20 protein-coding genes are annotated in these 19,935 nt (G+C 69.1%); 12 read left to right on the top strand and 8 right to left on the bottom strand.

Annotated features, from left to right (window positions below; genetic code table 11):
• Positions 1-27 precede the first annotated feature (27 nt).
• From Q1B08_RS07835 to pip, 5 genes are all read right to left on the bottom strand, one after another.
• Positions 28-1,974, bottom strand: coding sequence for a nucleoside-diphosphate sugar epimerase/dehydratase (locus Q1B08_RS07835; RefSeq protein WP_299816845.1), 1,947 nt, complete (start codon positions 1,972-1,974; stop codon positions 28-30).
• 297 nt (positions 1,975-2,271) lie between these two features.
• The gene (gene rfbD / locus Q1B08_RS07830; RefSeq protein ID WP_299816843.1) at positions 2,272-3,117 is read right to left on the bottom strand and encodes a dTDP-4-dehydrorhamnose reductase; all 846 of its coding nucleotides are present in this window, start codon (positions 3,115-3,117) and stop codon (positions 2,272-2,274) included.
• Complete coding sequence (gene rfbB, locus Q1B08_RS07825; protein WP_299816841.1) at positions 3,114-4,154, bottom strand: dTDP-glucose 4,6-dehydratase; 1,041 nt, start codon at positions 4,152-4,154, stop codon at positions 3,114-3,116. Before rfbB ends, rfbD begins: the two co-directional genes overlap by 4 nt.
• Before the next feature lie 123 nt (positions 4,155-4,277).
• The gene (gene rfbC, locus Q1B08_RS07820) at positions 4,278-4,841 is read right to left on the bottom strand and encodes a dTDP-4-dehydrorhamnose 3,5-epimerase (protein ID WP_299816839.1); all 564 of its coding nucleotides are present in this window, start codon (positions 4,839-4,841) and stop codon (positions 4,278-4,280) included.
• Positions 4,842-4,883: 42 nt separating this feature from the next.
• Positions 4,884-5,873: a prolyl aminopeptidase gene (pip, locus tag Q1B08_RS07815; protein ID WP_299816837.1), complete on the bottom strand. Its 990-nt coding sequence runs from the start codon at positions 5,871-5,873 to the stop codon at positions 4,884-4,886.
• A gap of 60 nt (positions 5,874-5,933) precedes the next feature.
• Between pip and ubiG the strand changes: the two genes are divergently transcribed.
• A complete protein-coding gene (ubiG, locus tag Q1B08_RS07810; RefSeq protein ID WP_299816835.1) occupies positions 5,934-6,674 on the top strand; it encodes a bifunctional 2-polyprenyl-6-hydroxyphenol methylase/3-demethylubiquinol 3-O-methyltransferase UbiG in 741 nt (246 codons plus the stop codon).
• Positions 6,675-6,905: 231 nt separating this feature from the next.
• A complete protein-coding gene (locus tag Q1B08_RS07805; RefSeq protein WP_299816833.1) occupies positions 6,906-8,549 on the top strand; it encodes a CTP synthase in 1,644 nt (547 codons plus the stop codon).
• Positions 8,550-8,780: 231 nt separating this feature from the next.
• Here the strand turns inward: Q1B08_RS07805 and Q1B08_RS07800 are convergent, their stop codons facing one another.
• The gene (locus Q1B08_RS07800) at positions 8,781-9,815 is read right to left on the bottom strand and encodes an ion channel (RefSeq protein WP_299816831.1); all 1,035 of its coding nucleotides are present in this window, start codon (positions 9,813-9,815) and stop codon (positions 8,781-8,783) included.
• A gap of 385 nt (positions 9,816-10,200) precedes the next feature.
• Here Q1B08_RS07800 and Q1B08_RS07795 point away from each other — a divergent pair, with 385 nt between their 5' ends.
• Positions 10,201-11,061 (top strand): PhzF family phenazine biosynthesis protein, encoded by an 861-nt coding sequence (locus tag Q1B08_RS07795; protein ID WP_299816829.1) that lies wholly within the window; start codon positions 10,201-10,203, stop codon positions 11,059-11,061.
• Between the two features lie 3 nt (positions 11,062-11,064).
• Here Q1B08_RS07795 and Q1B08_RS07790 read toward each other — a convergent pair whose 3' ends face one another.
• The gene (locus tag Q1B08_RS07790) at positions 11,065-11,859 is read right to left on the bottom strand and encodes a MipA/OmpV family protein (RefSeq protein ID WP_299816827.1); all 795 of its coding nucleotides are present in this window, start codon (positions 11,857-11,859) and stop codon (positions 11,065-11,067) included.
• Positions 11,860-12,066: 207 nt separating this feature from the next.
• Between Q1B08_RS07790 and rlmJ the strand changes: the two genes are divergently transcribed.
• From rlmJ to Q1B08_RS07765, 5 genes are all read left to right on the top strand, one after another.
• Positions 12,067-12,849, top strand: coding sequence for a 23S rRNA (adenine(2030)-N(6))-methyltransferase RlmJ (gene rlmJ, locus Q1B08_RS07785; RefSeq protein ID WP_299816825.1), 783 nt, complete (start codon positions 12,067-12,069; stop codon positions 12,847-12,849).
• On the top strand, positions 12,846-13,139 hold the full coding sequence (locus Q1B08_RS07780) for a DUF1330 domain-containing protein (RefSeq protein WP_299816823.1): 294 nt from the start codon (positions 12,846-12,848) through the stop codon (positions 13,137-13,139). Before rlmJ ends, Q1B08_RS07780 begins: the two co-directional genes overlap by 4 nt.
• A gap of 397 nt (positions 13,140-13,536) precedes the next feature.
• Positions 13,537-13,977, top strand: coding sequence for a TerB family tellurite resistance protein (locus Q1B08_RS07775; protein ID WP_299816821.1), 441 nt, complete (start codon positions 13,537-13,539; stop codon positions 13,975-13,977).
• Positions 13,978-14,080: 103 nt separating this feature from the next.
• A complete protein-coding gene (locus Q1B08_RS07770; protein WP_299816819.1) occupies positions 14,081-14,854 on the top strand; it encodes an ATP-binding cassette domain-containing protein in 774 nt (257 codons plus the stop codon).
• A gap of 49 nt (positions 14,855-14,903) precedes the next feature.
• The gene (locus Q1B08_RS07765; RefSeq protein WP_299816817.1) at positions 14,904-15,629 is read left to right on the top strand and encodes a transporter substrate-binding domain-containing protein; all 726 of its coding nucleotides are present in this window, start codon (positions 14,904-14,906) and stop codon (positions 15,627-15,629) included.
• A gap of 84 nt (positions 15,630-15,713) precedes the next feature.
• Here the strand turns inward: Q1B08_RS07765 and Q1B08_RS07760 are convergent, their stop codons facing one another.
• Entirely contained in the window at positions 15,714-15,905 is a 192-nt protein-coding gene (locus Q1B08_RS07760; protein ID WP_299816815.1) for a hypothetical protein, read from the bottom strand.
• 94 nt (positions 15,906-15,999) lie between these two features.
• Here Q1B08_RS07760 and Q1B08_RS07755 point away from each other — a divergent pair, with 94 nt between their 5' ends.
• From Q1B08_RS07755 to Q1B08_RS07740, 4 genes are read left to right on the top strand one after another with little or no spacing between them, the layout of a single operon-like run.
• Complete coding sequence (locus Q1B08_RS07755; protein ID WP_299816813.1) at positions 16,000-16,899, top strand: ABC transporter permease subunit; 900 nt, start codon at positions 16,000-16,002, stop codon at positions 16,897-16,899.
• A complete protein-coding gene (locus tag Q1B08_RS07750; protein ID WP_299816939.1) occupies positions 16,896-17,702 on the top strand; it encodes an ABC transporter permease subunit in 807 nt (268 codons plus the stop codon). Before Q1B08_RS07755 ends, Q1B08_RS07750 begins: the two co-directional genes overlap by 4 nt.
• Positions 17,699-19,090 carry a glutamine synthetase family protein gene (locus Q1B08_RS07745; protein WP_299816811.1) on the top strand — a complete coding sequence of 464 codons (1,392 nt, stop codon included), beginning with the start codon at positions 17,699-17,701 and terminating at the stop codon, positions 19,088-19,090. Before Q1B08_RS07750 ends, Q1B08_RS07745 begins: the two co-directional genes overlap by 4 nt.
• Positions 19,087-19,923: a DMT family transporter gene (locus Q1B08_RS07740; RefSeq protein ID WP_299816809.1), complete on the top strand. Its 837-nt coding sequence runs from the start codon at positions 19,087-19,089 to the stop codon at positions 19,921-19,923. Before Q1B08_RS07745 ends, Q1B08_RS07740 begins: the two co-directional genes overlap by 4 nt.
• The last annotated feature ends 12 nt before the right edge of the window (positions 19,924-19,935 follow it).

Below are 19,935 nucleotides of genomic sequence, written 5' to 3'. Positions count from 1 at the left end.
CAGGCCATCTGCCGAGTCAAACGCAAGTCAAAGGCCCGGCAGGCTGGCCGGATCGGCGGGCAGCGCGGCGTTCTGCGCCGTGCGATCGGCCCCGAAGCCCGTGACGCGCCGCCGGACCAGCGACAGCGCCGCTTCGGCATCGCCCTCCTCGACGGCGCGGCGGAGCTTGCGCAGCATGTCGGCCACCTCGAACTCGGACACGCCGGCCTCCCGGACGCGAAAGATCTTGCGGTGCGCGGTCGGGCGTTCGGAGCCGTCGAAGAACAGCTCCTCGTGCAGCTTCTCCCCATCGGCGAGGCCGATATAATCAATGCGGATGTCGCCGCCCGGGTTCGAATCGCTCTGGACCGAGTAGCCGGACGCCTCGATCGCCTGCCGGGCCAGATCGACGATCCGCACCGGGTCGCCCATGTCGAGCAGGAAGACCTCGCCGCCATCGGCCATCGCGCCCGCGCGCAGGACAAGGCGCGCGGCCTCCTCGATGGTCATGAAGTACCGGGTCACATGCGGATGGGTGACGGTGACCGGCCCGCCGCGGCGGATCTGCTCGTGAAAGATCGGCACGACGGATCCGGAGGAACCGAGCACGTTGCCGAACCGAACCATCGACAGGACCGGGCCGCCCTCGGGGACCCGACTCGCCAAATCCTGCACGATGAGCTCGGCCAGCCGCTTGCTCGCCCCCATCACGCCGCGGGGGCGGACGGCCTTGTCGGTGGAGATGAGGATGAACCGTTCGATGCCGGCCTCGACGGCGGCGGCCGCGATGATCTGCGTGCCGAGAACGTTGTTGGCCAAGCCCGCCAGCGGATTGCGCTGCACCATCGCCACATGCTTGTAGGCGGCGGCGTGCAGGATCACCTCCACCCCCTGATCGGACAGGGCCTGCCGCACCTGCCGCGCGTCGCAGACCGAGCTGAGGACGGGCACCAGCTCGACCTGCATGGCCTCCGCCAGCAAGCGCAACTCCCGATGCACCGTGAACAGCGCGATCTCGCTCATCTCGTAGAGGACGAGCCGCTTCGGCGCGCATTCGATGATCTGCCGGCAAAGCTCCGATCCGATGGAGCCGCCCGCGCCGGAGACGAGGACGGACTTGCCGGCATAGGAGGCCGTGCTCTCCATCAGCGGGGTCTTCACCTCGTCGCGACCGAGCAGCATCTTCGGCTTCAGCGTTTCCAGCCGATCGATCAGCGCCTCGGTCCCGATCAGCTGCGAGAAGGACGGCAGCGCCTGCACCTCGAGCCCCATCGCCTGCAGGCGCGCGGCGATCCGCGCCTGTTTCGGCGGGCTGAGCGAGGGAACGGCGAGGAGGACGCGGTGGATGCGCTTTCTCCGGGCGATCTCGGCGATGCGGGTCGGACCGTAGACGGTCAGGCCGGCGATGGTGAGGCCCTGCATCGACGGCTTGTCGTCGACGAAGGCGATCGGGTGGATGCCCTTGTGGCTTCGGAAGGCGCGCACGAGCTGCGTGCCGGTCGCGCCGGCACCGTAGATCAGCACGCGCGTCACCTGTCCGCCCCGCCGGTAGACCGACAGAACGGCCTGCAATGCGACGACGCGGCTGAGAAACATCGCCAGGAACAGCGTGACCGCGAACCCGGCATAGACGACGAAGGGCAGCGCGAGGCCTGTCGCGCTGGTCAGGACATACGCGGCCACGGCGAGGCAGACCGAGAGCAGCGCGCTGCGGATCGTGGCGCTGCTGTCGTATTCGGCGAGCGAGAGCGAGGGCAGCCCGAGCCCGACCGCAAGCCCCGCTGCTGTCACCGACAAAATCGGCGCCGCGACGATCAGGGCCACGCCCGGCGGCGGAAATCCGGCTGGGAGGGGCATGGCCCAGAGGGTCACCGCCAGCGACATGACGACCAGGACGAGGTCGAGGATCAGGAACACGACGTACTTGTGGCGCCGACTCAGGGACCGCAGCAGAGTCTCCAGCCGCGATGCGCGTTCATCAGAAAGCTTCGACAAATCGTCTCCCTTCCAGCCCGGCGGCGCGGGCTGCAACCTCCATGTGCTATGACAAGAGCATTCCGACGGCAATCTGACAGCGGCGGATCGGCGGATCCGCGTCGAAGATATCGTTTCGCCTGTTGCCTATCCGGCGCATGTCGATGCCATGGCCGCGCGGAGCGGTAACGGCCCGTCGACGACACGTTCCGGGACCACCCGTCGCCGAGCTGCGAAGCAGCCGTCATCCGGGGGCGGGACTTCGTTTCCTACCTCGTCGTCCCGACCGTTGGCCCGGAGCGGGCACAGATCGAAGCCTTACCCCCGCAGATCACGGAGGATCGCTGCGAGTCCCTGCCGCCAGTCCGGCCGGCCGATGCCGTGATCCGCCCGAAGCGACGTGCAGTCCAGCCGCGAGTTCAGTGGCCGCGACGCGGGGGTGGGATAGTCCGAGGAGGGGATCGGCCGGACAACGCAGTCCAGTCCCGCCTCCGCGAAGATGGCTTCCGCGAAGCCGGCCCAGCTCGTGTCCGGCCCGCCGGCGAAATGGTAGCTGCCCGACGGTCCGCCATCGTCGAGGCTCCGGACGAGCGACAGGCAGGCGGCGGCGATGTCGCGGGCGGGGGTCGGCCCGCCGATCTGGTCCGCCACGATGGCGAGTTCGTCGCGCTCCGCCCCGAGGCGCAGCATGGTCGTCACGAAGTTGCGCCCATGGGCGGAGACGACCCAGCTCGTCCGCAGGATCGCGAACCGCCCGCCCGCCCGCCGCACCGCGTCCTCGCCCGCGAGCTTGGAGCGGCCGTAGGCGCCGAGCGGGCCTGTCGCGTCGCCGGGGGTCCAGGCCGTCTCTCCGCTGCCGTCGAACACGTAATCCGTGGAGATGTGGACGAACGGAATGCCCGCCGCGGCGCAGGCCCGCGCCATCTCGCCCGGGGCGTCGCCGTTGATCCGTGTGGCCTCGGCTTCCGCCGTCTCGGCCCCGTCCACATCGGTCCAGGCGGCGGCGTTGATCACCGCCCGCGGAGCCGCCCGTTCGATCGCGGCCGCACAGGCGCCGGGCACGGACAGGTCCGCCTCGTCGCGTCCAAGGCAGGTCACGTCGTCCGAGGCCCGCGCCAGCTCGCGCGCGACCTGTCCCGTGCGGCCGAAGACGAGAATCGTCACGACGCCTGGCCCAGACGCGACCCCACGCCCTGGCGGTCCAGAAGCGGCCGCCACCACGATTCGTTGTCGAGATACCAACGCACGGTCCGCGCCAATCCCTCCTCCAGCGTCACGGAAGGACGCCAGCCCAACTCCTCACGCATCCGCGACGGGTCGATGGCATAACGGGCGTCGTGGCCGGGCCGGTCGGTCACGAACTCGATCAGGTCGGCATGGGGCGCGCCGTCGGGGCGCAGCTCGTCGAGGATGCCGCAGATCGTGCGGACGAGGTCGATGTTGCGCGCCTCGTTCTCGCCGCCGATGTTGTAGTTCCGCCCGACCTTGCCGCGGCGGAGCACGGTCAGCAGCGCGTCCGCGTGATCCTCCACGTAAAGCCAGTCGCGCACGTTCTCGCCCGCGCCGTAGACCGGGATCGGCCGGCGATGCAGCGCGTTCAGGATCACCACGGGAATCAGCTTCTCGGGGAAGTGGAACGGGCCGTAATTGTTGGAGCAGTTGGTGAGCAGGATCGGCAGGCCGTAGGTCTCGTGCCAGGCGCGGACGAGGTGATCGCTCGCGGCCTTGGACGCGGAATAGGGGCTGCGCGGATCGTAGGGCGTGGCCTCCGTGAACTGGCCCGTCGGCCCGAGCGAGCCGAACACCTCGTCGGTCGAGATGTGGTGGAAACGGAAGCCCTCGGGCTTGCCTGCCCGGGTCCAGTGAGCGCGCGCCGCCTCCAGCATGTTGTAGGTGCCGGTCACGTTGGTTTCGACAAAGGCACCGGGCCCGTCGATGGAACGGTCCACGTGGCTTTCGGCGGCGAGGTGCATCACCGCGTCCGGCGCGTGCTCCGCGAACGCCGCGTCGAGCGCCGCGCGGTCGGTGATGTCGGCCTCCACGAAAGCGTAGTTCGGCGCCTCCGCGACCTCGACCACGTTCTCGAGGCAGGCCGCGTAGGTCAGCGCGTCGAGGTTGACGACCTCCAGCCCCTCGCGCACCGCCTGCCGCACCACGGCGGAGCCGATGAACCCCGCGCCGCCCGTCACCAGAAGCTTCATCGCCCTATCGCTCCTTCGCTGGTCCGGCCGGATGCCGGGTGTCCTGCCGCGTCATGGTCGCTCCGGACCGACTTGCAAACCGCAAAGACGTCTACCGGTAAACGTCCGCCCGCAATCCGGCGCTCAAGCCTGCGTCGTCCCGCCGGTGAACGGCGTCGTGACGTCGGAGAGCGGCGGCGCGGCGGCGTCCTTGTCCGACAGGATCGGCGTCCCGGTCAGGCCCCAGTCGATGCCGCAGGAATCCCAGCGGACCGCACCGTCGGCCTCCGGCGCATAGTAGCCCGTGCACTTATAGACGATTTCCGTCGCCGCCTCGCGGGTGACGAAGCCGTGGGCGAAGCCTTCGGGGATCCAGAGCATCTGGCCGTTCTCCGCGCTCAGCTCCGCGCCCGTCCACCGCCCGTAGGTGGGCGAGCCCGCGCGGATGTCGACGGCCACGTCGAAGAGCCGCCCGCGCCCGCAGCGCACCAGCTTGGCCTGTCCGTGCGGCGGCGCCTGGAAGTGCAGGCCACGGATCGTGCCGACCGTTTCCGACAACGAATGGTTGTCCTGCACGAACGCAGCCTCGATGCCGAGCTCCGCGAAGGTCCGGGCGTTCCACGTTTCCGCGAAGAAGCCGCGCGCGTCGCCGAAGCGCCGGGGCGTCAGGATCTTCACGCCCCCGAGTTCGGTGTCCTCGATCCGCAATATCCGTACTCCGCGTCGGGCGGCCCGGGTGAGGGGCTGCGATCAGAAGCGCATCTCGCGCGAATGGACCTCGCCGACGCGCCGCGTCGCCGCGACCAGTCGCTCGGCGATTCCGGGCTCGGAAAGGGCATGCCCCGCGAAGGGCGCAATGTCGAGACGCACGTCCGGCCAGTTCGCGGCAAGCGCGTAGGCCGAGGCGGGCGGACAGATCATGTCGTAGCGCCCCTGCACGATGTCGCCCGGAAGATGGGCCATCCGATGCTGATTGGCGCGGATCCAGCCGTCGTGGTCGAGGAAACCGCGATGGGTGAAGTAGTGATTCTCGAGCCGCGCGAAGGCGCGGGCGTATTCGCCGCCCGGCTCGCCGGAGCGCCCCTGCGAGGAGACCGAGGCGAGCGCGTTCTCCCACGCGGCCCAGGCGCGGGCGAAGCGCACCTGCTCGTGCGGCGGCCGGTCGAACAGGCGGCGGTTGTAGGCCCCGATCAGGTCGTCCCTCTCCGCTTCGGGAATCGCCTCGGCGAAGCGCGCCCACTGCTTGGGCCAGAACGCCCCGACGCCGCCGCCGTAGAACCAGTCGAGCTCCCGCTCCTCCATCAGGAACACGCCGCGAAGGAACAGGTGGGCCAGCCGGTCGGGATGGGTGATCGCGTAGATCAGCGCCAGCGTCGCGCCCCAGGAGCCGCCGAACGCGGCCCAGCGCTCGATGCCGAACATCTCCCGCAGACGCTCGATATCCTCCACGAGGTGCCAGGTCGTGTTGTGCGTGACCGCGGCATGCGGTCGCGACCGGCCGCAGCCGCGCTGGTCGAACAGGATCACGCGCCAGATCGCGGGGTCGAAGAACCGCCGCATCATCGGCGAGCAGCCGCCCCCCGGACCACCATGCAGCACGACCACCGGCAGCCCGTCGGGCCGACCGCATTGCTCCACGTAGAGCGTGTGCCCGTCGCCGACCTCCACCATCCGCTGGTCGAACGGATCGCAGGGCGGATAGAGCGTGCTGGCGGTGGTCTGATGGGCGTGCTGATCCATGTCCGGCCTATATAGAGTGCGGGGCCGGCACCGAAAGGCCCGATTGCGACGGAGGGGAACATGACGACCACGATCGACCCGGGCGAGATCGAGAAGTTCCAGGCGATGGCCGCGGAATGGTGGGATCCCGAGGGCAAGTTCAAGCCGCTGCACATGCTGAACCCCTGCAGGCTGGACTACATCACGACGCAGATCGCCGGCGAGTTCGACCGCGACCTGCGCGACCGGAAGCCCTTCGCGGGGCTCCGCATCCTCGACATCGGCTGCGGCGGGGGCCTGTTGGCGGAACCGATGGCGCGGCTCGGGGCCGATGTGGTGGGCGTGGACGCGGCCGAACGCAACATTCCCGTGGCGCAGGCCCATGCCGCGCAGTCGGGCCTCGAGATCGACTACCGGCACACGACCGCGGAGGCGCTGGTCGAGACCGGCGAGGCGTCCTTCGACGTCGTCCTCAACATGGAGGTGGTCGAGCACGTCGCCGATCCGCTCGCCTATCTCACGGCCTGCCAGCGGCTTTTGCGCCCCGGGGGACTGATGGTCTGCTCGACGATCAACCGGAATCCGAAATCCTGGGTCATGGCGATCTTCGGGGCGGAGCAGGTGATGCGCTGGCTGCCGAAGGGCACGCATGACTGGTCGAAGTTCATCACGCCCGACGAGCTTTACGACCTGATCGGGAAGGCCGGGCTCGCGCCGGTGGACCGGAGGGGCTTCGTTTTCAACCCGCTCACCTGGTCGTGGCGCCTGTCGGAGCGGGACCTTTCGGTGAACTACGTAACGGCCAGCACGAAGGACACCTGATCTCGGCGCGGGGCGGCCCCGACGGAGCGGGTTTCGGTTTGCAATCCCTGTCCCGCCGGTCCAATCCGCCGCCAGAGAGACCGATCGGACGGGCCGGACGAGCGACCACGCCGCGTGACGCAGCTTGCGGCCCCGGCGGAAATCGCGATATTCTCGAGCCCCGTGGTGGTGCGATCCTCCAGCTGATCGCACCATTGCTCCGAGCAGAGAACCACGGGGGATCGACCCAGAATGGCGCGTTTCATCTTCATCACCGGCGGTGTGGTGTCCTCGCTCGGCAAGGGGCTCGCCTCCGCCGCGCTCGGCGCGCTCCTGCAGGCGCGGGGCTTCACCGTGCGGCTCCGCAAGCTCGACCCGTACCTGAACGTCGATCCCGGCACGATGAGCCCCTACGAGCACGGCGAGGTCTTCGTGACCGACGACGGCGCGGAGACGGACCTCGACCTCGGCCATTACGAGCGGTTCACCGGCGTGGCCGCGCGGGCGACCGATTCCATCTCCTCGGGGCGGGTCTATTCCAACGTGCTCGAGAAGGAGCGGCGCGGAGACTACCTCGGCAAGACGATCCAGGTGATCCCGCACGTCACCGACGAGATCAAGGACTTCATCCGCATCGGCGAGGACGAGGTCGACTTCATGCTCTGCGAGATCGGCGGCACGGTCGGCGACATCGAGGGCCTGCCCTTCTTCGAGGCGATCCGCCAGTTCTCCCAGGAGAAGCCGCGCGGCCAGTGCATCTTCATGCACCTGACACTCCTGCCCTACATCAAGGCCTCCGGCGAGCTGAAGACCAAGCCCACCCAGCACTCGGTGAAGGAGCTGCGCTCCATCGGGCTCGCCCCCGACATCCTCGTCTGCCGCTCCGAGGGACCGATCCCCGGCAAGGAGCGCGAGAAGCTGGCGCTGTTCTGCAACGTGCGGCCCGAGGCGGTGGTCGCGGCGCAGGATCTCAAGTCGATCTACGAGGCGCCGCTCGCCTATCATCGCGAGGGGCTCGACCAGGCGGTGCTCGACGCGTTCGGCATCAACCCCGCGCCGCGCCCCAATCTCGCGCGGTGGGAGGACGTGGTCGACCGCATCCACAACACCGACGGCGAGGTGCGGGTCGCGATCGTCGGCAAGTACACGCAGCTCGAGGACGCCTACAAATCCATCGCCGAGGCGCTGACCCATGGTGGCATGGCGAACCGCGTCAAGGTCCGGGTGGACTGGGTCGACGCGGAGATCTTCGACCGCGAGGACGCTGCCCCCCATCTGGAGCGCTTCAACGCGATCCTCGTGCCCGGCGGTTTCGGCGAGCGCGGCACCGAAGGAAAGATCAAGGCCGCGCAATTCGCGCGCGAGAAGGGCATCCCGTATCTCGGCATCTGCCTCGGCATGCAGATGGCGGTGATCGAGGCGACCCGGAACATGACGGACCTGCCGACCGCCCGGTCCGAGGAGTTCGCCGGCGACATCGACCCGCGCGAGTTCACGCCGGTGGTCTATCACCTCAAGGAATGGATCAAGGGCAACGCCAAGGTCACGCGCCGCAAGGAGGACGACAAGGGCGGCACGATGCGGCTCGGCGCCTATGACGCGGTGTTGAAGGAGCAGTCCCGCGTGGCCGAGGTCTACGGCACCACCGTCATCGAGGAGCGGCACCGGCACCGCTACGAGGTCGACATCCGTTTCCGCGAGCAGCTCGAGGAGAAGGGCCTGCTGTTCTCCGGCATGTCGCCCGACGGACGCCTGCCCGAGATCGTCGAGGTTCGGGACCATCCCTGGTTCATCGGCGTGCAGTTCCACCCCGAGCTGAAGTCCAAGCCCTTCGCGCCGCATCCCCTGTTCCGCGATTTCGTGCGCGCCGCCAAGGAACAGTCGCGGCTGGTGTAAGGCAGCGAGGCATATCGCCCGGTTTCGTTGACGGTCCCGTTTCCTCCGCCGGCCGGCAGGCACGGGCCCTTCGGTCCTCCTTCGCCCGCCACACCAATGTCGCAGGGATGCGTTTGGCGGCATACCGGATAGCCGAGGGCGTGCCGGATGACGAAAGCCGGAAGCCTTACCCGCGGCCGGACCCTCCGTCCTCCAGGCATGGCGCCAGACATCCGCGGGACATCGAAGGCATCAACCTTCGTCATCCGGCAGATACCGCCGCACGATCTCCTGTCCGGCTTCGGAGGTCAGCACGTCGAGAAGCGCGCGGTTCAACGTTTCGCGCAGCGGGTCGCCCTCCTCGACCGCCATCGCGACGAGCACGGGATCCCATGTCGTCGTGCGCACCCGCAGGTCGTGGCCTGCGCGGTCGTTCTGCCATTGCAGGCGCGGCGCCGCGCCTACGGCGACGTCGGCCTTTGCCTCGGCCACGAGCCGGAGCGCCATCGCCGCGTCGGGCACACGCTCCGAGATGACGCCCCGCCCGTCGAGGAACTCCGCCGCGGCGCTGTCCTCGATCACCACGGTCTCGCGGTTCGCGAGCGCCTCGGGCAGGTCCGGGTCGCCGCCCTCCCCGCCCGCCAGCGTGACCACCGCCGCCGTGAGCGAAGCGCTGACGGCGAGGCCGGTCAGCATCCACACCATCGCCACCGCCCGGCCCGCCACCGTGATCGGCGCCTTGTCGCCGTAGCCGATCGTGGTCAGCGTCACGCCCGCCCACCAGAACCCGTCGCCGAGCCCCCGGCGCATGTCCTCGCGGAACATTTCCTTGTTTTGCCGCCGCTCGATGAGCCAGACCGCGGCGCCCACCGCAAGAAGCAGCGCCGCTACGCTCGCGATGATGCGCAGGAACTCAAGCGTCATCAGCCCGCGAACCACCGCGAGCGGTCCGGATCCGGCCTGGGAGGCGTAGCCCAGCGTCGCGGTATAGACCGGATGCGTCAGGTCCGCCGCCGTCTCCAGCGCGCGGTCCGCCTCCACCGGCAGGATGATGTCATGGCGGGCGAGCGCCGCTACCGGATCGTCCGGAACCGCCGCGAGCTCGAAGTCGATCTCCGCCCGCTCGGCCACGAGGCGGAACAGGTCGACCGCGAGGCCCGTATGCACGCCGGTCTCGTCGCGGATCGCGAAGGGTGGCGCGTCGATCACCCCGACCGAGACGGTCTGCGACAGGGCGGGAAGCGGAAGGAGAAGGAGCGGGAGCAATAGCCGGCGCGACTGGATCATGCCGGATCAGCGCACGGAGCGCCGCTGCGGTTCCCGAGGCTGCGGGGGCAACATAGCGGAAGATGACGCCATGCGTCGGACGTTCAGTTGCCCCGATGTCATATTCGGCAGAGGGCCGGCCCCGTTTCGGAGGGCGACATAGGCTGCCCGACCTGCGACCGGGTGGAATATCGCGCCTGACGGGACGAACTTACCTCCCGGCGCTGATGACAAGGTGTAGACCGGGGAAAGCGCCTGCAAATTGGGCAGGAATGGTTCTTCGCCGAGACCCGGGGGCACATGTCTTCGTCGTGACGGTCGCGGGCGCCACCTGACGATGCTGCTTGGGCAAAACGAACGGAACGAGGTGCTTCACCTTCGCCCCCCGGGGCTCTAGCGTCGCGCCATGATCGATCTGCGCTTCCACGTCTGGGACGTGTTCACCGATACGCCCTTCACCGGCAACCCGCTCGCCATCGTCGAGGGGGCGGGCGAACTCGCGACCGGGCAGATGCAGATCATCGCCCGTCAGTTCAACCTGAGCGAGACGATCTTCCTGATGCCGCCCCGGGATCCGGCGCACACGGCCCAAGCCCGCGTCTTCTTTCCGACCGCGGAGATCCCGTTCGCCGGCCATCCGACGATCGGCGCGGCGCTGTTCCTTGCCGCGCGCGACGGGCTTTCCGACGTGGTGCTGGAAGAGGAAGCCGGGCGCGTCCCCGTCCGCATCGACGGCAACCGCGCGCAATTCACGGCGCCGGTCCTGCCCGTCCCCCTCGGCGGCCCGGTGGACCCGGCCCTCGCCGCGGAGGCGCTGGGCCTGTCGCGCGACGCGATCGGCCCGCACGCGCCGGCCGCCTTCGCGGGTGGACCGGCCTTTCTCTATATTCCCGTCCGCGACCGCGACCGGCTCCTGCGGGCGCGCCCGCAGGAGCCGGCCTGGTCGGCGCTGATGGCGCGGGTGGGCGTGGAGGCGGCATGGCTCTACGATCCGGATCTGAACGCGCGGATGTTCTCGCCCACCGTCGGCATTCCCGAAGATCCGGCGACCGGCTCCGCCAGTGCGATCCTCGCCGCGCAACTCCTCGCGAACGGCGCTCTGCCCGAGGGGACGACACGACATACGATCCGACAGGGCGAGGACATGGGACGCCCCTCCGAGATCGGGTTCGAGGCGGACGTGACAGAGGGCCGGATCACGGCGATCCGCATTTCGGGCGGCGCCGTGCCGGTGGCCGAGGGGCGGATACGGGTCCCGCCCCCTTGAGGATCAGAACCCCAGCGTGAAGCGGCGGGTGACGCCGATGCTGGCGCGGAACTGGTCCTCGTTCTCGGTGACGGGGCTGTCAGCGGCGTCGCCCTGCAGCTTCTCGTAGGTCACGATCGCATCGACGCCCCAGGTCTCGTTGATCTGGTAGCCCGCGCTGAACTCGACCCCTGCGGAGACGAGCCCGCCATCGGGATCGTAGGCCGACAAATTGCCGCCGCTCGCCACGGCCTCGCTGCCGGAAACGCCGAAATAGGATTCCACGTAATCGCCGTCGCCGAACAGCGCGCGCGGTCCGGCGCGCAGGGTGATCCGGTCCGTGGGCCGGGCATACAGGTCGGCGCCGAGCTCGCCCACGAAGGCCTCGTGCCCGAAAGCGCCGTAGCGGACCACGCCGAAGACCCGCCAATCGGGCGTCGCGTAGCGCAGGCCGCCGCCCAGCTCGAGCGTGGTGTCCACGTCGTCGAGCCCTTCGAGCTCGTCGTGATCGCTGGCATCGCGCTCGGGCACATAGCGCAGCGATCCCATCGCGCCGAAGCCGGTGGGCCGGTAGAGCGGATCCGGATCGCCGAAGGAGAACCCGCCGAGCCGCAGGTAGTTCAGCGAACCGCCGAGGGCCGGCGCGGCCTCGTAGCTGTCGGAGCCCGGATATTCCGGCGCCGTGCCCACCCCGCCGCGCAAGGTGAACCCGATCGCGGAGCCGGCGCCCTGCGTGGAACGGACCGGCCCGCCCAGATCCTGCGCCGAGGCGCCGGCGGCAAGCGTGGACAGGGCGATGACGGCGATGGCAAAGCGCATGGGCGAATCTCGTGGCAGCGTGATTACGATGCTGCGACAGCTAGCACGTCCCTTGGCAAACACACGATCAATTTCGTGGATTCCTCCGCATCTGTTGCATGAACGCCCGAGCCGCCGGCGAAACGACCGCGCGTGGCCGCCGGGTGCGGCAGGCCGCGGACCGGCAAGGCGCTTCCCCTTCGCTCTCCGGCGCCTTACCCCCGGGGGATGCTGAGCTACCAACACGGATACCATGCCGGGAACGCGGCCGACGTGCACAAGCACGCGGCGCTCGCCGTGGCGCTGCGCTACCTGACGCGGAAGGACAAGGCGCTGAGCTACCTCGAGACGCATGCCGGGCGCGGGCTCTACGATCTCGGGGGCGCGATGGCCGCGCGCACGGGCGAGGCGGCGGCGGGCGTGGGACGGCTCCTGTCGCGCTTTCCCGCAGACCACCCCTACCCGGCCGCGCTGGCCGCGATCCGCGCCGCGCACGGGCCGGACGCCTATCCCGGCTCGCCGCGCCTTGCCGCGCATCTTCTGCGCCGGTTCGACCGAATGGACTTGGCCGAGCTGCACCCCGCGGAACACGCGGCCCTGCTCGAGGCGATGCCCGCGAGCCCGAACACCCGCGTCCACCGTCGCGACGGACTGGAGATGGCGCGCGCCCTCGCCCCGCCCGATCCGCGCCGGGGGCTGATGCTGATCGATCCGTCATGGGAGATCCGCACCGAGTACGAGCGCCTCGCCGCGCTGCTGCCGCAGCTCAACCGCAAGTGGAACGTCGGCGTGCTGATGCTGTGGTATCCGCTCCTGCCCGACCGCCGCCACGGCCCGATGCTCCGCGCCCTGCGCGCGGCGATCCCGGACCTGTTCGTGCACGAGGTACGTTTCCCGCCGGCGCGTGCGGGGCACGGTATGGAGGGCTCCGGCCTCGCGGTGGCGAACCCGCCCTGGGGGCTCGTGCAGGCCGCGGACGACCTGACCCGCATCTTCGAGGAGGAACCATGACAAGGGGATACTGGATCGCGCAGGGACGGGTGGACGACCCGGAGCGCTACGATCTCTATCGCGCGGCCAACGCCGCGCCGCTCGCGGAGCATGGCGGCCGGTTTCTCGTGCGGGGCGGGACGCAGGAACTGCGCGAGGGCGCTGCGAAGCCCCGCACGGTCGTCATCGAATTCCCCAGCTACGCCGCCGCCCGCGCCTGTTACGACAGCGACGCCTATCAGGCGGCGATCCGTCTGCGGCAGGGGATCAGCGAGACCGATCTGGTGATCGTCGAGGGCTGGAACGGATAGGGCGTCCGGTTGCGCCGGGCATCCCCCCCGCCGGCGCATCCGCGCGCATTCCAGCTATGCCCCACCTTCTTCCGGCGGGGCTCGTTCAGCCCCTCGGATCGTTCCGCCCGGCGGCAAGCCGAGCGACCCAGACCGCCCCCCCCGGGCGGGGCCGCCCATTGCCGTAGCGCGCCTGACAATCACAACATGGGAGGCAGGGCCACCCGATCCTGCGTCTGCTTGCCCTCTCGAAAGGTCACGATCCCCCTACTGCTCGGCCCGCACGTCACCGGCGTATCCACGAATCAAAGACAGATTCCCCGATCGGGTGGGTCGCGACGCAATGGCGTCGATCCCGCCGACGGCGGCCGGCAAGTGCGCTCTGGCCGTGGCGCGTCTACACACCTATATGCCGGACATGTTCGTCGATCTTCTCCGCCGCCTCACCACGCCCGAACCGGGCCCCTTTCCCGAACCGGACGCCCGTCTCGCGCTCGCCGCTCTCATGGTGCGCGTCGCCCGCAGCGACGGGAACTACGCGGCGGCGGAGATCTCCAGGATCGATCGCATCCTGATGCGCCGTCACGGCCTTGATGCCTGGGGCGCCGAGGCGCTCCGCAAGGAGGCCGAGGAGCTGGAGGCCGAGGCGCCCGACACCGTTCGCTTCACGCGCGCGGTCAAGGACGCGATACCTCTGGAGGAGCGGATCGCGGTGATCGAGGCGCTCTGGTCGGTCGTCCTCGCGGACGGAACGCGCGACGAGGAGGAGGACGGGCTTCTCAGGCTCCTCGCCAACCTCCTCGGCATCGCCGATCGCGACAGCGCGCTGGCGCGGCAGCGGGCCGAGGCGCGTCTTTAGGGCCTCGGCCGGGGCCTCGTCGCGACGGCACGTCCGTCCGCCCATTGCATTCCGGCGGGATTTGCGGCGTAAACGTGCGAACGCAAACCTTGGAAAGCGCCCCGTGACCGACGCGCCTCCCGTTCTCGAAATCCGTGGGCTCCACAAGGCCTATGCCTGTCTGGAAGTGCTGAAGGGCATCGACCTCCTTGCCCGGCAGGGCGAGGTCGTCTCGCTGATCGGCTCCTCGGGATCGGGAAAATCCACGCTTCTGCGCTGCGCCAACCTGCTCGAGGACAGCCAGAAGGGGGAGATCCTGTTTTGCGAAGAGCCCGTGCGCTGGCACGGGAACGGGCATGCCCGGCGGCCGGCCGACCCGAAGCAGGTCACGCGCATCCGCACCAACCTTTCGATGGTGTTCCAGTCCTTCAACCTCTGGTCGCATCTCACGATCCTGCAGAACGTGATGGAGGCGCCGGTCCACGTGCTGAAGCGCGACCCCGGCGAGGTCGAGGCGGCGGCGCGCGGCTATCTCGACAAGGTGGGGATCGGCGACAAGGCCGACGCCTGGCCCGCGCAGCTTTCGGGCGGCCAGCAGCAGCGCGCCGCCATCGCCCGAGCGCTCGCCATGGAGCCGCGCGCGCTTCTTTTCGATGAGCCGACCTCCGCGCTCGACCCCGAACTCGAGCAGGAGGTGATCCGCGTCATCAAGGCGCTCGCCGCCGAGGGGCGCACCATGGTCATCGTCACCCACGACATGAACCTCGCCCGCGATGTGAGCGACCACGTCGTTTTCCTGCATCAGGGCCTGATCGAGGAGCAGGGGCCGCCCGACCGCCTGTTCGGTGCGCCCCGGTCCGAACGCCTCCGCGGCTTCCTCAGCGCCGTCGCCGCATGACCATCCCGCCAGCCCCGACCACAGGGGCGGCCCAACACGGAGAGACCACATGAGAGCCATCGCCATCGCCGTCGTCCTCGCGCTCGGGGGCAATGCCGCCCTTGCGCAGGACACTATCCGCATGGGGACCGAGGGCGCCTACCCGCCCTACAATTTCCTTAACGACGCGGGCGAGGTGGATGGGTTCGAGCGCGAGCTCGGCGACGAGCTCTGCGTCCGGGCCGAACTGACCTGCGAATGGGTCACGAACGACTGGGATTCGATCATCCCGAACCTGACCTCGGGGAACTTCGACACGATCATCGCCGGCATGTCGATCACCGACGAGCGCGACGAGGTGATCGACTTCACGCAGAACTACATCCCGCCTGCAGCGTCAGCCTATGTCGGGATGTCGGAGGATGCGGATATCGAGAACGGCGTCGTCGCCGCGCAGGCCGGGACCATCCAGGCGGCCCATGTCGCCGAGTCGGGTGCGATGCTCCTCGAATACGCGACCTTCGACGAGACGGTGGCCGCCGTCCGCTCCGGCGAGGCCGACGCGGTCTTCGCAGACCGGGACGCGCTGGTGCCCACGGTCGAGGAATCCGCCGGCGAGCTCGCCTTCGTGGGTGATGAGGTCCAGCTCGGCGACGGTATCGGCATGGGCCTGCGCGAAAGCGACACCGAGCTCCGCGAGACCTTCGACGCCGCAATCGAGACGATGAAGGCAGATGGCAGCCTGAACGATCTGATCGTGAAGTGGTTCGGCGAGGACGCCGACATCTACGAGTGAACCTTCGTGGGGGCCGTGGATAAGATGTCGCCGCCGGCTTCGGCCCCTGCCCACCGCGGTGCGGGTGTTCCTGCTTCTCTGGGACTACACGCCCCCCGTTCCCCATTCGCGGTGGCCATTCGGCAGGACGGCCCCGAAGCTGTCCGGCAAGAAACCGCGAAGTGTGTCGTGGCCGAGACGCCGCAGCCGGGCGCCGCGATTGTCGCCATGCGCCCGGTGGATCGTCGCGACATCCCCGAAGAACGGCGCGGTCCACGTCTTGGGCTGCCCCGCCATTTCGGCTTTACCGTCAGATGGGATCGCCCCCAGGGAATGCGACCATGAATGCGATCTCGCAAGAGCGGCGCCGACATGCGGGATGGGGGACGTAATGCTCCCCGCCTGCACCGATCCCGCCACGCTCGAGGGCCTGCCCTGGCTTCTGTGCTATCTGACCACGGGCAAGCACCTGTCGCTCTACTGGGCGGTGGGCACCGTGCTCCTGCTGCTCGCGATCACGGCGCCGGCGGCAATGGCCTTCGGCTTCGGCGGCGCGGTGGCGGCGCGGTCCGGCGTGCTGCCGCTCCGGTGGCTCGGCAAGGGCTACATCGCGATCGTGCGCGGCGTGCCCGACATCGCATTCTTCCTGTTCTTCGTGATCGCCCTCGACCAAGGGATCGAATACCTGCGCCACAGGATCAAATGCCCGGATTGGGACCAGCCGGTGCGGCAGGGCAGCGACTTCCTCGTCTGCGACGTGGCCAAGATGCCGCTCGGCAACGCACCGCAATGGGTGCACGAGACCTACGGCTTCGCGCTCGCCGTGCTGACCTTCGCCATCGTCTTTGGCGCCTTCGCGGCCAACGTGCTTTATGGCGCGATGCGGGCCGTGCCGCGCGCGCAGGTCGAGACGGCGGAGGCCTACGGAATGACGCGCGGGCAGACCTTCCGGCGCATCGTCGTGCCGCAGATGTGGACTTACGCGCTGCCGGGCCTCGGCAACCTGTGGATGATCCTCATCAAGGCCACCCCGCTTCTTTTCCTGCTCGGCGTGGAGGACATCGTCTACTGGGCGCGAGAGCTCGGCGCGGCAAAGACGTCGCGGTTCACCGATTATCCGCATCCCGACTGGCGGGTCTGGTACTTCCTCGCGCTCCTCGTCTTCTACCTCGTCTTCACCCGCCTTTCCGAGATCGTCCTCGCACGTCTGTCGGCGCGGGCGAGCCACGGGCAAGCCACGGCGGCGGGCGAGCGGCTGCGCCGGGCGGGCGCCAACGCGGGACCGCACTGATGTGCTGGGAGACGCTTCTCGATTACGGTCTGCGCTCGCTGGGCATCGGCGAGCGCCTGCTGCCGCGTGCCGACTTCACGCTCTGTCAGCAGGTCGTCCTGATCGGCTCCGGCATGATCTGGAACGTCTATTTCGGCGTGCTTGCCCTCATCTCGGGCTTCGCGCTCGCGACGCTGCTGGCGGTGGGCAAGGCCTCCGACAACGCGCTCCTGCGCAAGCCCGCGGAATGGTTCGTGTTCGTGTTCCGCGGCTCGCCGCTCTTTATCCAGTTCTTCTTCGGCTACTTCCTGTTCCTGTCGCTGAAGCAGGTGGCCCCCGTCTTCGAGCCGTTCTCCTCGGCCTGGATGGGCGCGCTCGTCGTGCTGTTCCTCAACACCGCGGCCTACTCGGCCGAGATCTTCTACGGCGGATTGCAGGCCGTGCCGAAGGGCGACCTCGACGCGGCCTCGGCCTACGGGCTGACCGGATGGCGGCGGTTCCGGCGGATCACCTGGCCCACCATGCTGCGCCTGGCCTGGCCGGCCTACACGAACGAGGCGATCTTCCTGTTCCACGCTACCACGCTCGTCTTCTTCACCGGTTTCCCCGCACGGCAGCAGAACGGCGACGCGCTCTATTACGCGAGCTACTTCGCGGACAAGACGTTCAACCCCTTCGTACCCTACCCGATCCTTGCGGGGTACTTCATCCTGTTGACGCTCGTTATTATCGGGCTCATGGGCCACGTGAACAGCCGGCTGAACCGTCATCTGCCGCAGACCACCATCCGGCGTCCGCGCCTCCTGCCGCAGATCATGCGATGAAGGACCGCGGCGTCGATCCCGCAGGGGCGGCCGCCGATGCCGAGCAGGAGAGCCGGGAAGGATGGCTGCACCGCCATCCGCACATCCATTCGGTGCGCGTCGCCGCCTGCGACCTGAACGCCCAGGCCCGCGGCAAGCGGGTGCCGCGCCGCTTCGCACACGCCCTCGAGACCAACGGCACACGGTTTCCCTTCTCGATCCTGAACCTCGACATCTGGGGCGAGGATATCGAGAACAGCCCGCTCGTCTTCGAAAGCGGCGACGCCGACGGACACCTGCACCCGACCGAGCGGGGCTTCGTGCCGATGCCCTGGCTCGACACGCCGACCGCGCTCCTGCCCGTGTGGATGTTCCACCGGGACGGCCGGCCCTTCGCAGGCGATCCGCGTCACGCGCTCGCCGCCGTGCTGGCCCGCTACGCCGGACGCGGGCTCACCCCGGTCGTGGCGACGGAGATGGAGTTCTACCTCGTCGACGACTCGACGCGGCAGCTCCGCGTGCCGAAGGCCCCCGGCTCGGGCAAGCGGCGTCCGGGAGCGGAGACGCTGTCGATGCGGGCCCTCGACGCGTTCGACCTGTTCTTCACACAGCTCTACGATTCCTGCGAGGCGATGGACATTCCTGCCAACACCGCCATTTCCGAGGCCGGGATCGGGCAGTTCGAGATCGACCTCGCGCACCAGTCCGATGCGCTGAAGGCGGCGGACGACGCTTGGCTCTTCAAGCTCCTGATCCAGGGACAGGCGCGCAAGCACGGCTTCGCGGCGAGTTTCATGGCCAAACCCTATCCGGACTACGCCGGCAACGGGATGCACGTGCACTTCTCCGTCCTGGACCGGGACGGGCGCAACGTCTTCGACGACGGCACGGCAAAGGGTTCGGACACGCTCCGCCACGCGGTCGCGGGGCTTCTGGCCGCCGCGCCCGCCTCGACGCTGATCTTCGCGCCGCACCTGAACAGCTACGACCGGCTCGTCCCCGGCGCGCATGCACCGACCGGGCTTGCCTGGGCGTACGAGAACCGGACCGCCGCGATCCGCATCCCCGAGGCGGCGCCCGAACATCGGCGGATCGAGCACCGCATTTCCGGCGGGGACGTGAACCCCTATCTCCTGCTCGCCGTGATCCTCGGCGCGGCGCTCGCGGGGATCGAGGATCGCTTGACTCCGCCCGCGCCAATCAAGGGCAACGCCTACGCGCAGGATCTGCCGCGAATTCCCGGCGCCTGGATCGACGCGATCGAGCGGTTCGAGGGCGACCCGATGACCCCGCGCCTCCTGCCCGAGGCGCTGGTCCGCAACATGGTCCTGACCAAGCGGCAGGAGATGCGCGACATCGAGGATCTGACCGAGGCGGAACGGTTGGACCTCTACCTGGACACCGTGTGAGCACAGGCGTCCTGCTGGCAGTGCTCGGCGCGGCCTTCTTCCATGCCGCCTGGAACGGCCTCGTGAAATCGGGCACGTCCAAGGTCGGTGGGATGGCGATCATGACGCTGATCCAGGGGATCGCCGGGGGCGCCGTGGCGCTGTTCCATCCGTGGCCCGCGCCTGAGGTCTGGCCCTGGCTCCTCCTGTCGGGCGCGTTCCACGCGGGCTACAAGCTGTTCCTCGCCTTCGCCTACGAGCAGGGCGACCTGAGCCGCGTCTACCCCATCGCACGCGGCGCGGCGCCGATGATCGTCCTGCTCGTCGGGCCGCTCGTTCTGACCGACGTACTCAGCGCGGCGGAGATCGCGGGCATCCTGCTCCTCGGGGGCGGCATCGCGACGATGGCGGCGGGGTCGCTGCGCGCACGGGAGGCGCGGCGGCTCGTGCCCTATGCGCTCGGCTCGGCGGCGATGACGGCGGGCTACACCATCGTCGACGGCTCGGGTGCGCGGGTGGCCGCCTCGGCCGCTCAATATGTAGGCTGGCTCTTCCTCCTCGACGTCGCGATCTTCTCGCCGCTCGTCACCTGGCTGCGCGGTCCCGCGCTCTGGCGCGCGGACCGGCGGACCTGGGCGGTCGGCGCACTCGCCGCGACCTTCAGCTACGGCGCCTACGCGGTCGCGGTCTGGGCGATGACGGTGGCGCCCATCGCGCTCGTCGGCGCGCTGCGGGAAACGTCGATCCTGTTCGCCGTGCTGATCGGCTGGGGCCTAATCGGCGAGCGCGTGGACCGCTGGAAAAGTGCGGCGGCCGTGTTGATTGTCGGCGGGGTCGCGGTGACGCGGTTGTGACGGAACGCGTGT

This window comes from uncultured Jannaschia sp., from assembly GCF_947494025.1.
In the GTDB taxonomy this organism is placed as follows: domain Bacteria; phylum Pseudomonadota; class Alphaproteobacteria; order Rhodobacterales; family Rhodobacteraceae; genus Jannaschia.
The sequence above is the reverse complement of the archived record's forward strand: the minus strand, read 5'-3'. Positions and strand labels throughout refer to the sequence as shown.

Coding starts and splice junctions, on each gene's coding strand:
- rfbB (WP_299816841.1), bottom strand. CDS start 4,154: ATGAAGCTTCTGGTGACGGGCGGCGCGGGGTTCATCGGCTCCGCCGTG.
- pip (WP_299816837.1), bottom strand. CDS start 5,873: ATGGATCAGCACGCCCATCAGACCACCGCCAGCACGCTCTATCCGCCC.
- ubiG (WP_299816835.1), top strand. CDS start 5,934: ATGACGACCACGATCGACCCGGGCGAGATCGAGAAGTTCCAGGCGATG.
- Q1B08_RS07805 (WP_299816833.1), top strand. CDS start 6,906: ATGGCGCGTTTCATCTTCATCACCGGCGGTGTGGTGTCCTCGCTCGGC.
- Q1B08_RS07800 (WP_299816831.1), bottom strand. CDS start 9,815: ATGATCCAGTCGCGCCGGCTATTGCTCCCGCTCCTTCTCCTTCCGCTT.
- Q1B08_RS07795 (WP_299816829.1), top strand. CDS start 10,201: ATGATCGATCTGCGCTTCCACGTCTGGGACGTGTTCACCGATACGCCC.
- Q1B08_RS07790 (WP_299816827.1), bottom strand. CDS start 11,859: ATGCGCTTTGCCATCGCCGTCATCGCCCTGTCCACGCTTGCCGCCGGC.
- rlmJ (WP_299816825.1), top strand. CDS start 12,067: ATGCTGAGCTACCAACACGGATACCATGCCGGGAACGCGGCCGACGTG.
- Q1B08_RS07780 (WP_299816823.1), top strand. CDS start 12,846: ATGACAAGGGGATACTGGATCGCGCAGGGACGGGTGGACGACCCGGAG.
- Q1B08_RS07775 (WP_299816821.1), top strand. CDS start 13,537: ATGTTCGTCGATCTTCTCCGCCGCCTCACCACGCCCGAACCGGGCCCC.
- Q1B08_RS07765 (WP_299816817.1), top strand. CDS start 14,904: ATGAGAGCCATCGCCATCGCCGTCGTCCTCGCGCTCGGGGGCAATGCC.
- Q1B08_RS07760 (WP_299816815.1), bottom strand. CDS start 15,905: ATGGCGGGGCAGCCCAAGACGTGGACCGCGCCGTTCTTCGGGGATGTC.
- Q1B08_RS07755 (WP_299816813.1), top strand. CDS start 16,000: ATGCTCCCCGCCTGCACCGATCCCGCCACGCTCGAGGGCCTGCCCTGG.
- Q1B08_RS07745 (WP_299816811.1), top strand. CDS start 17,699: ATGAAGGACCGCGGCGTCGATCCCGCAGGGGCGGCCGCCGATGCCGAG.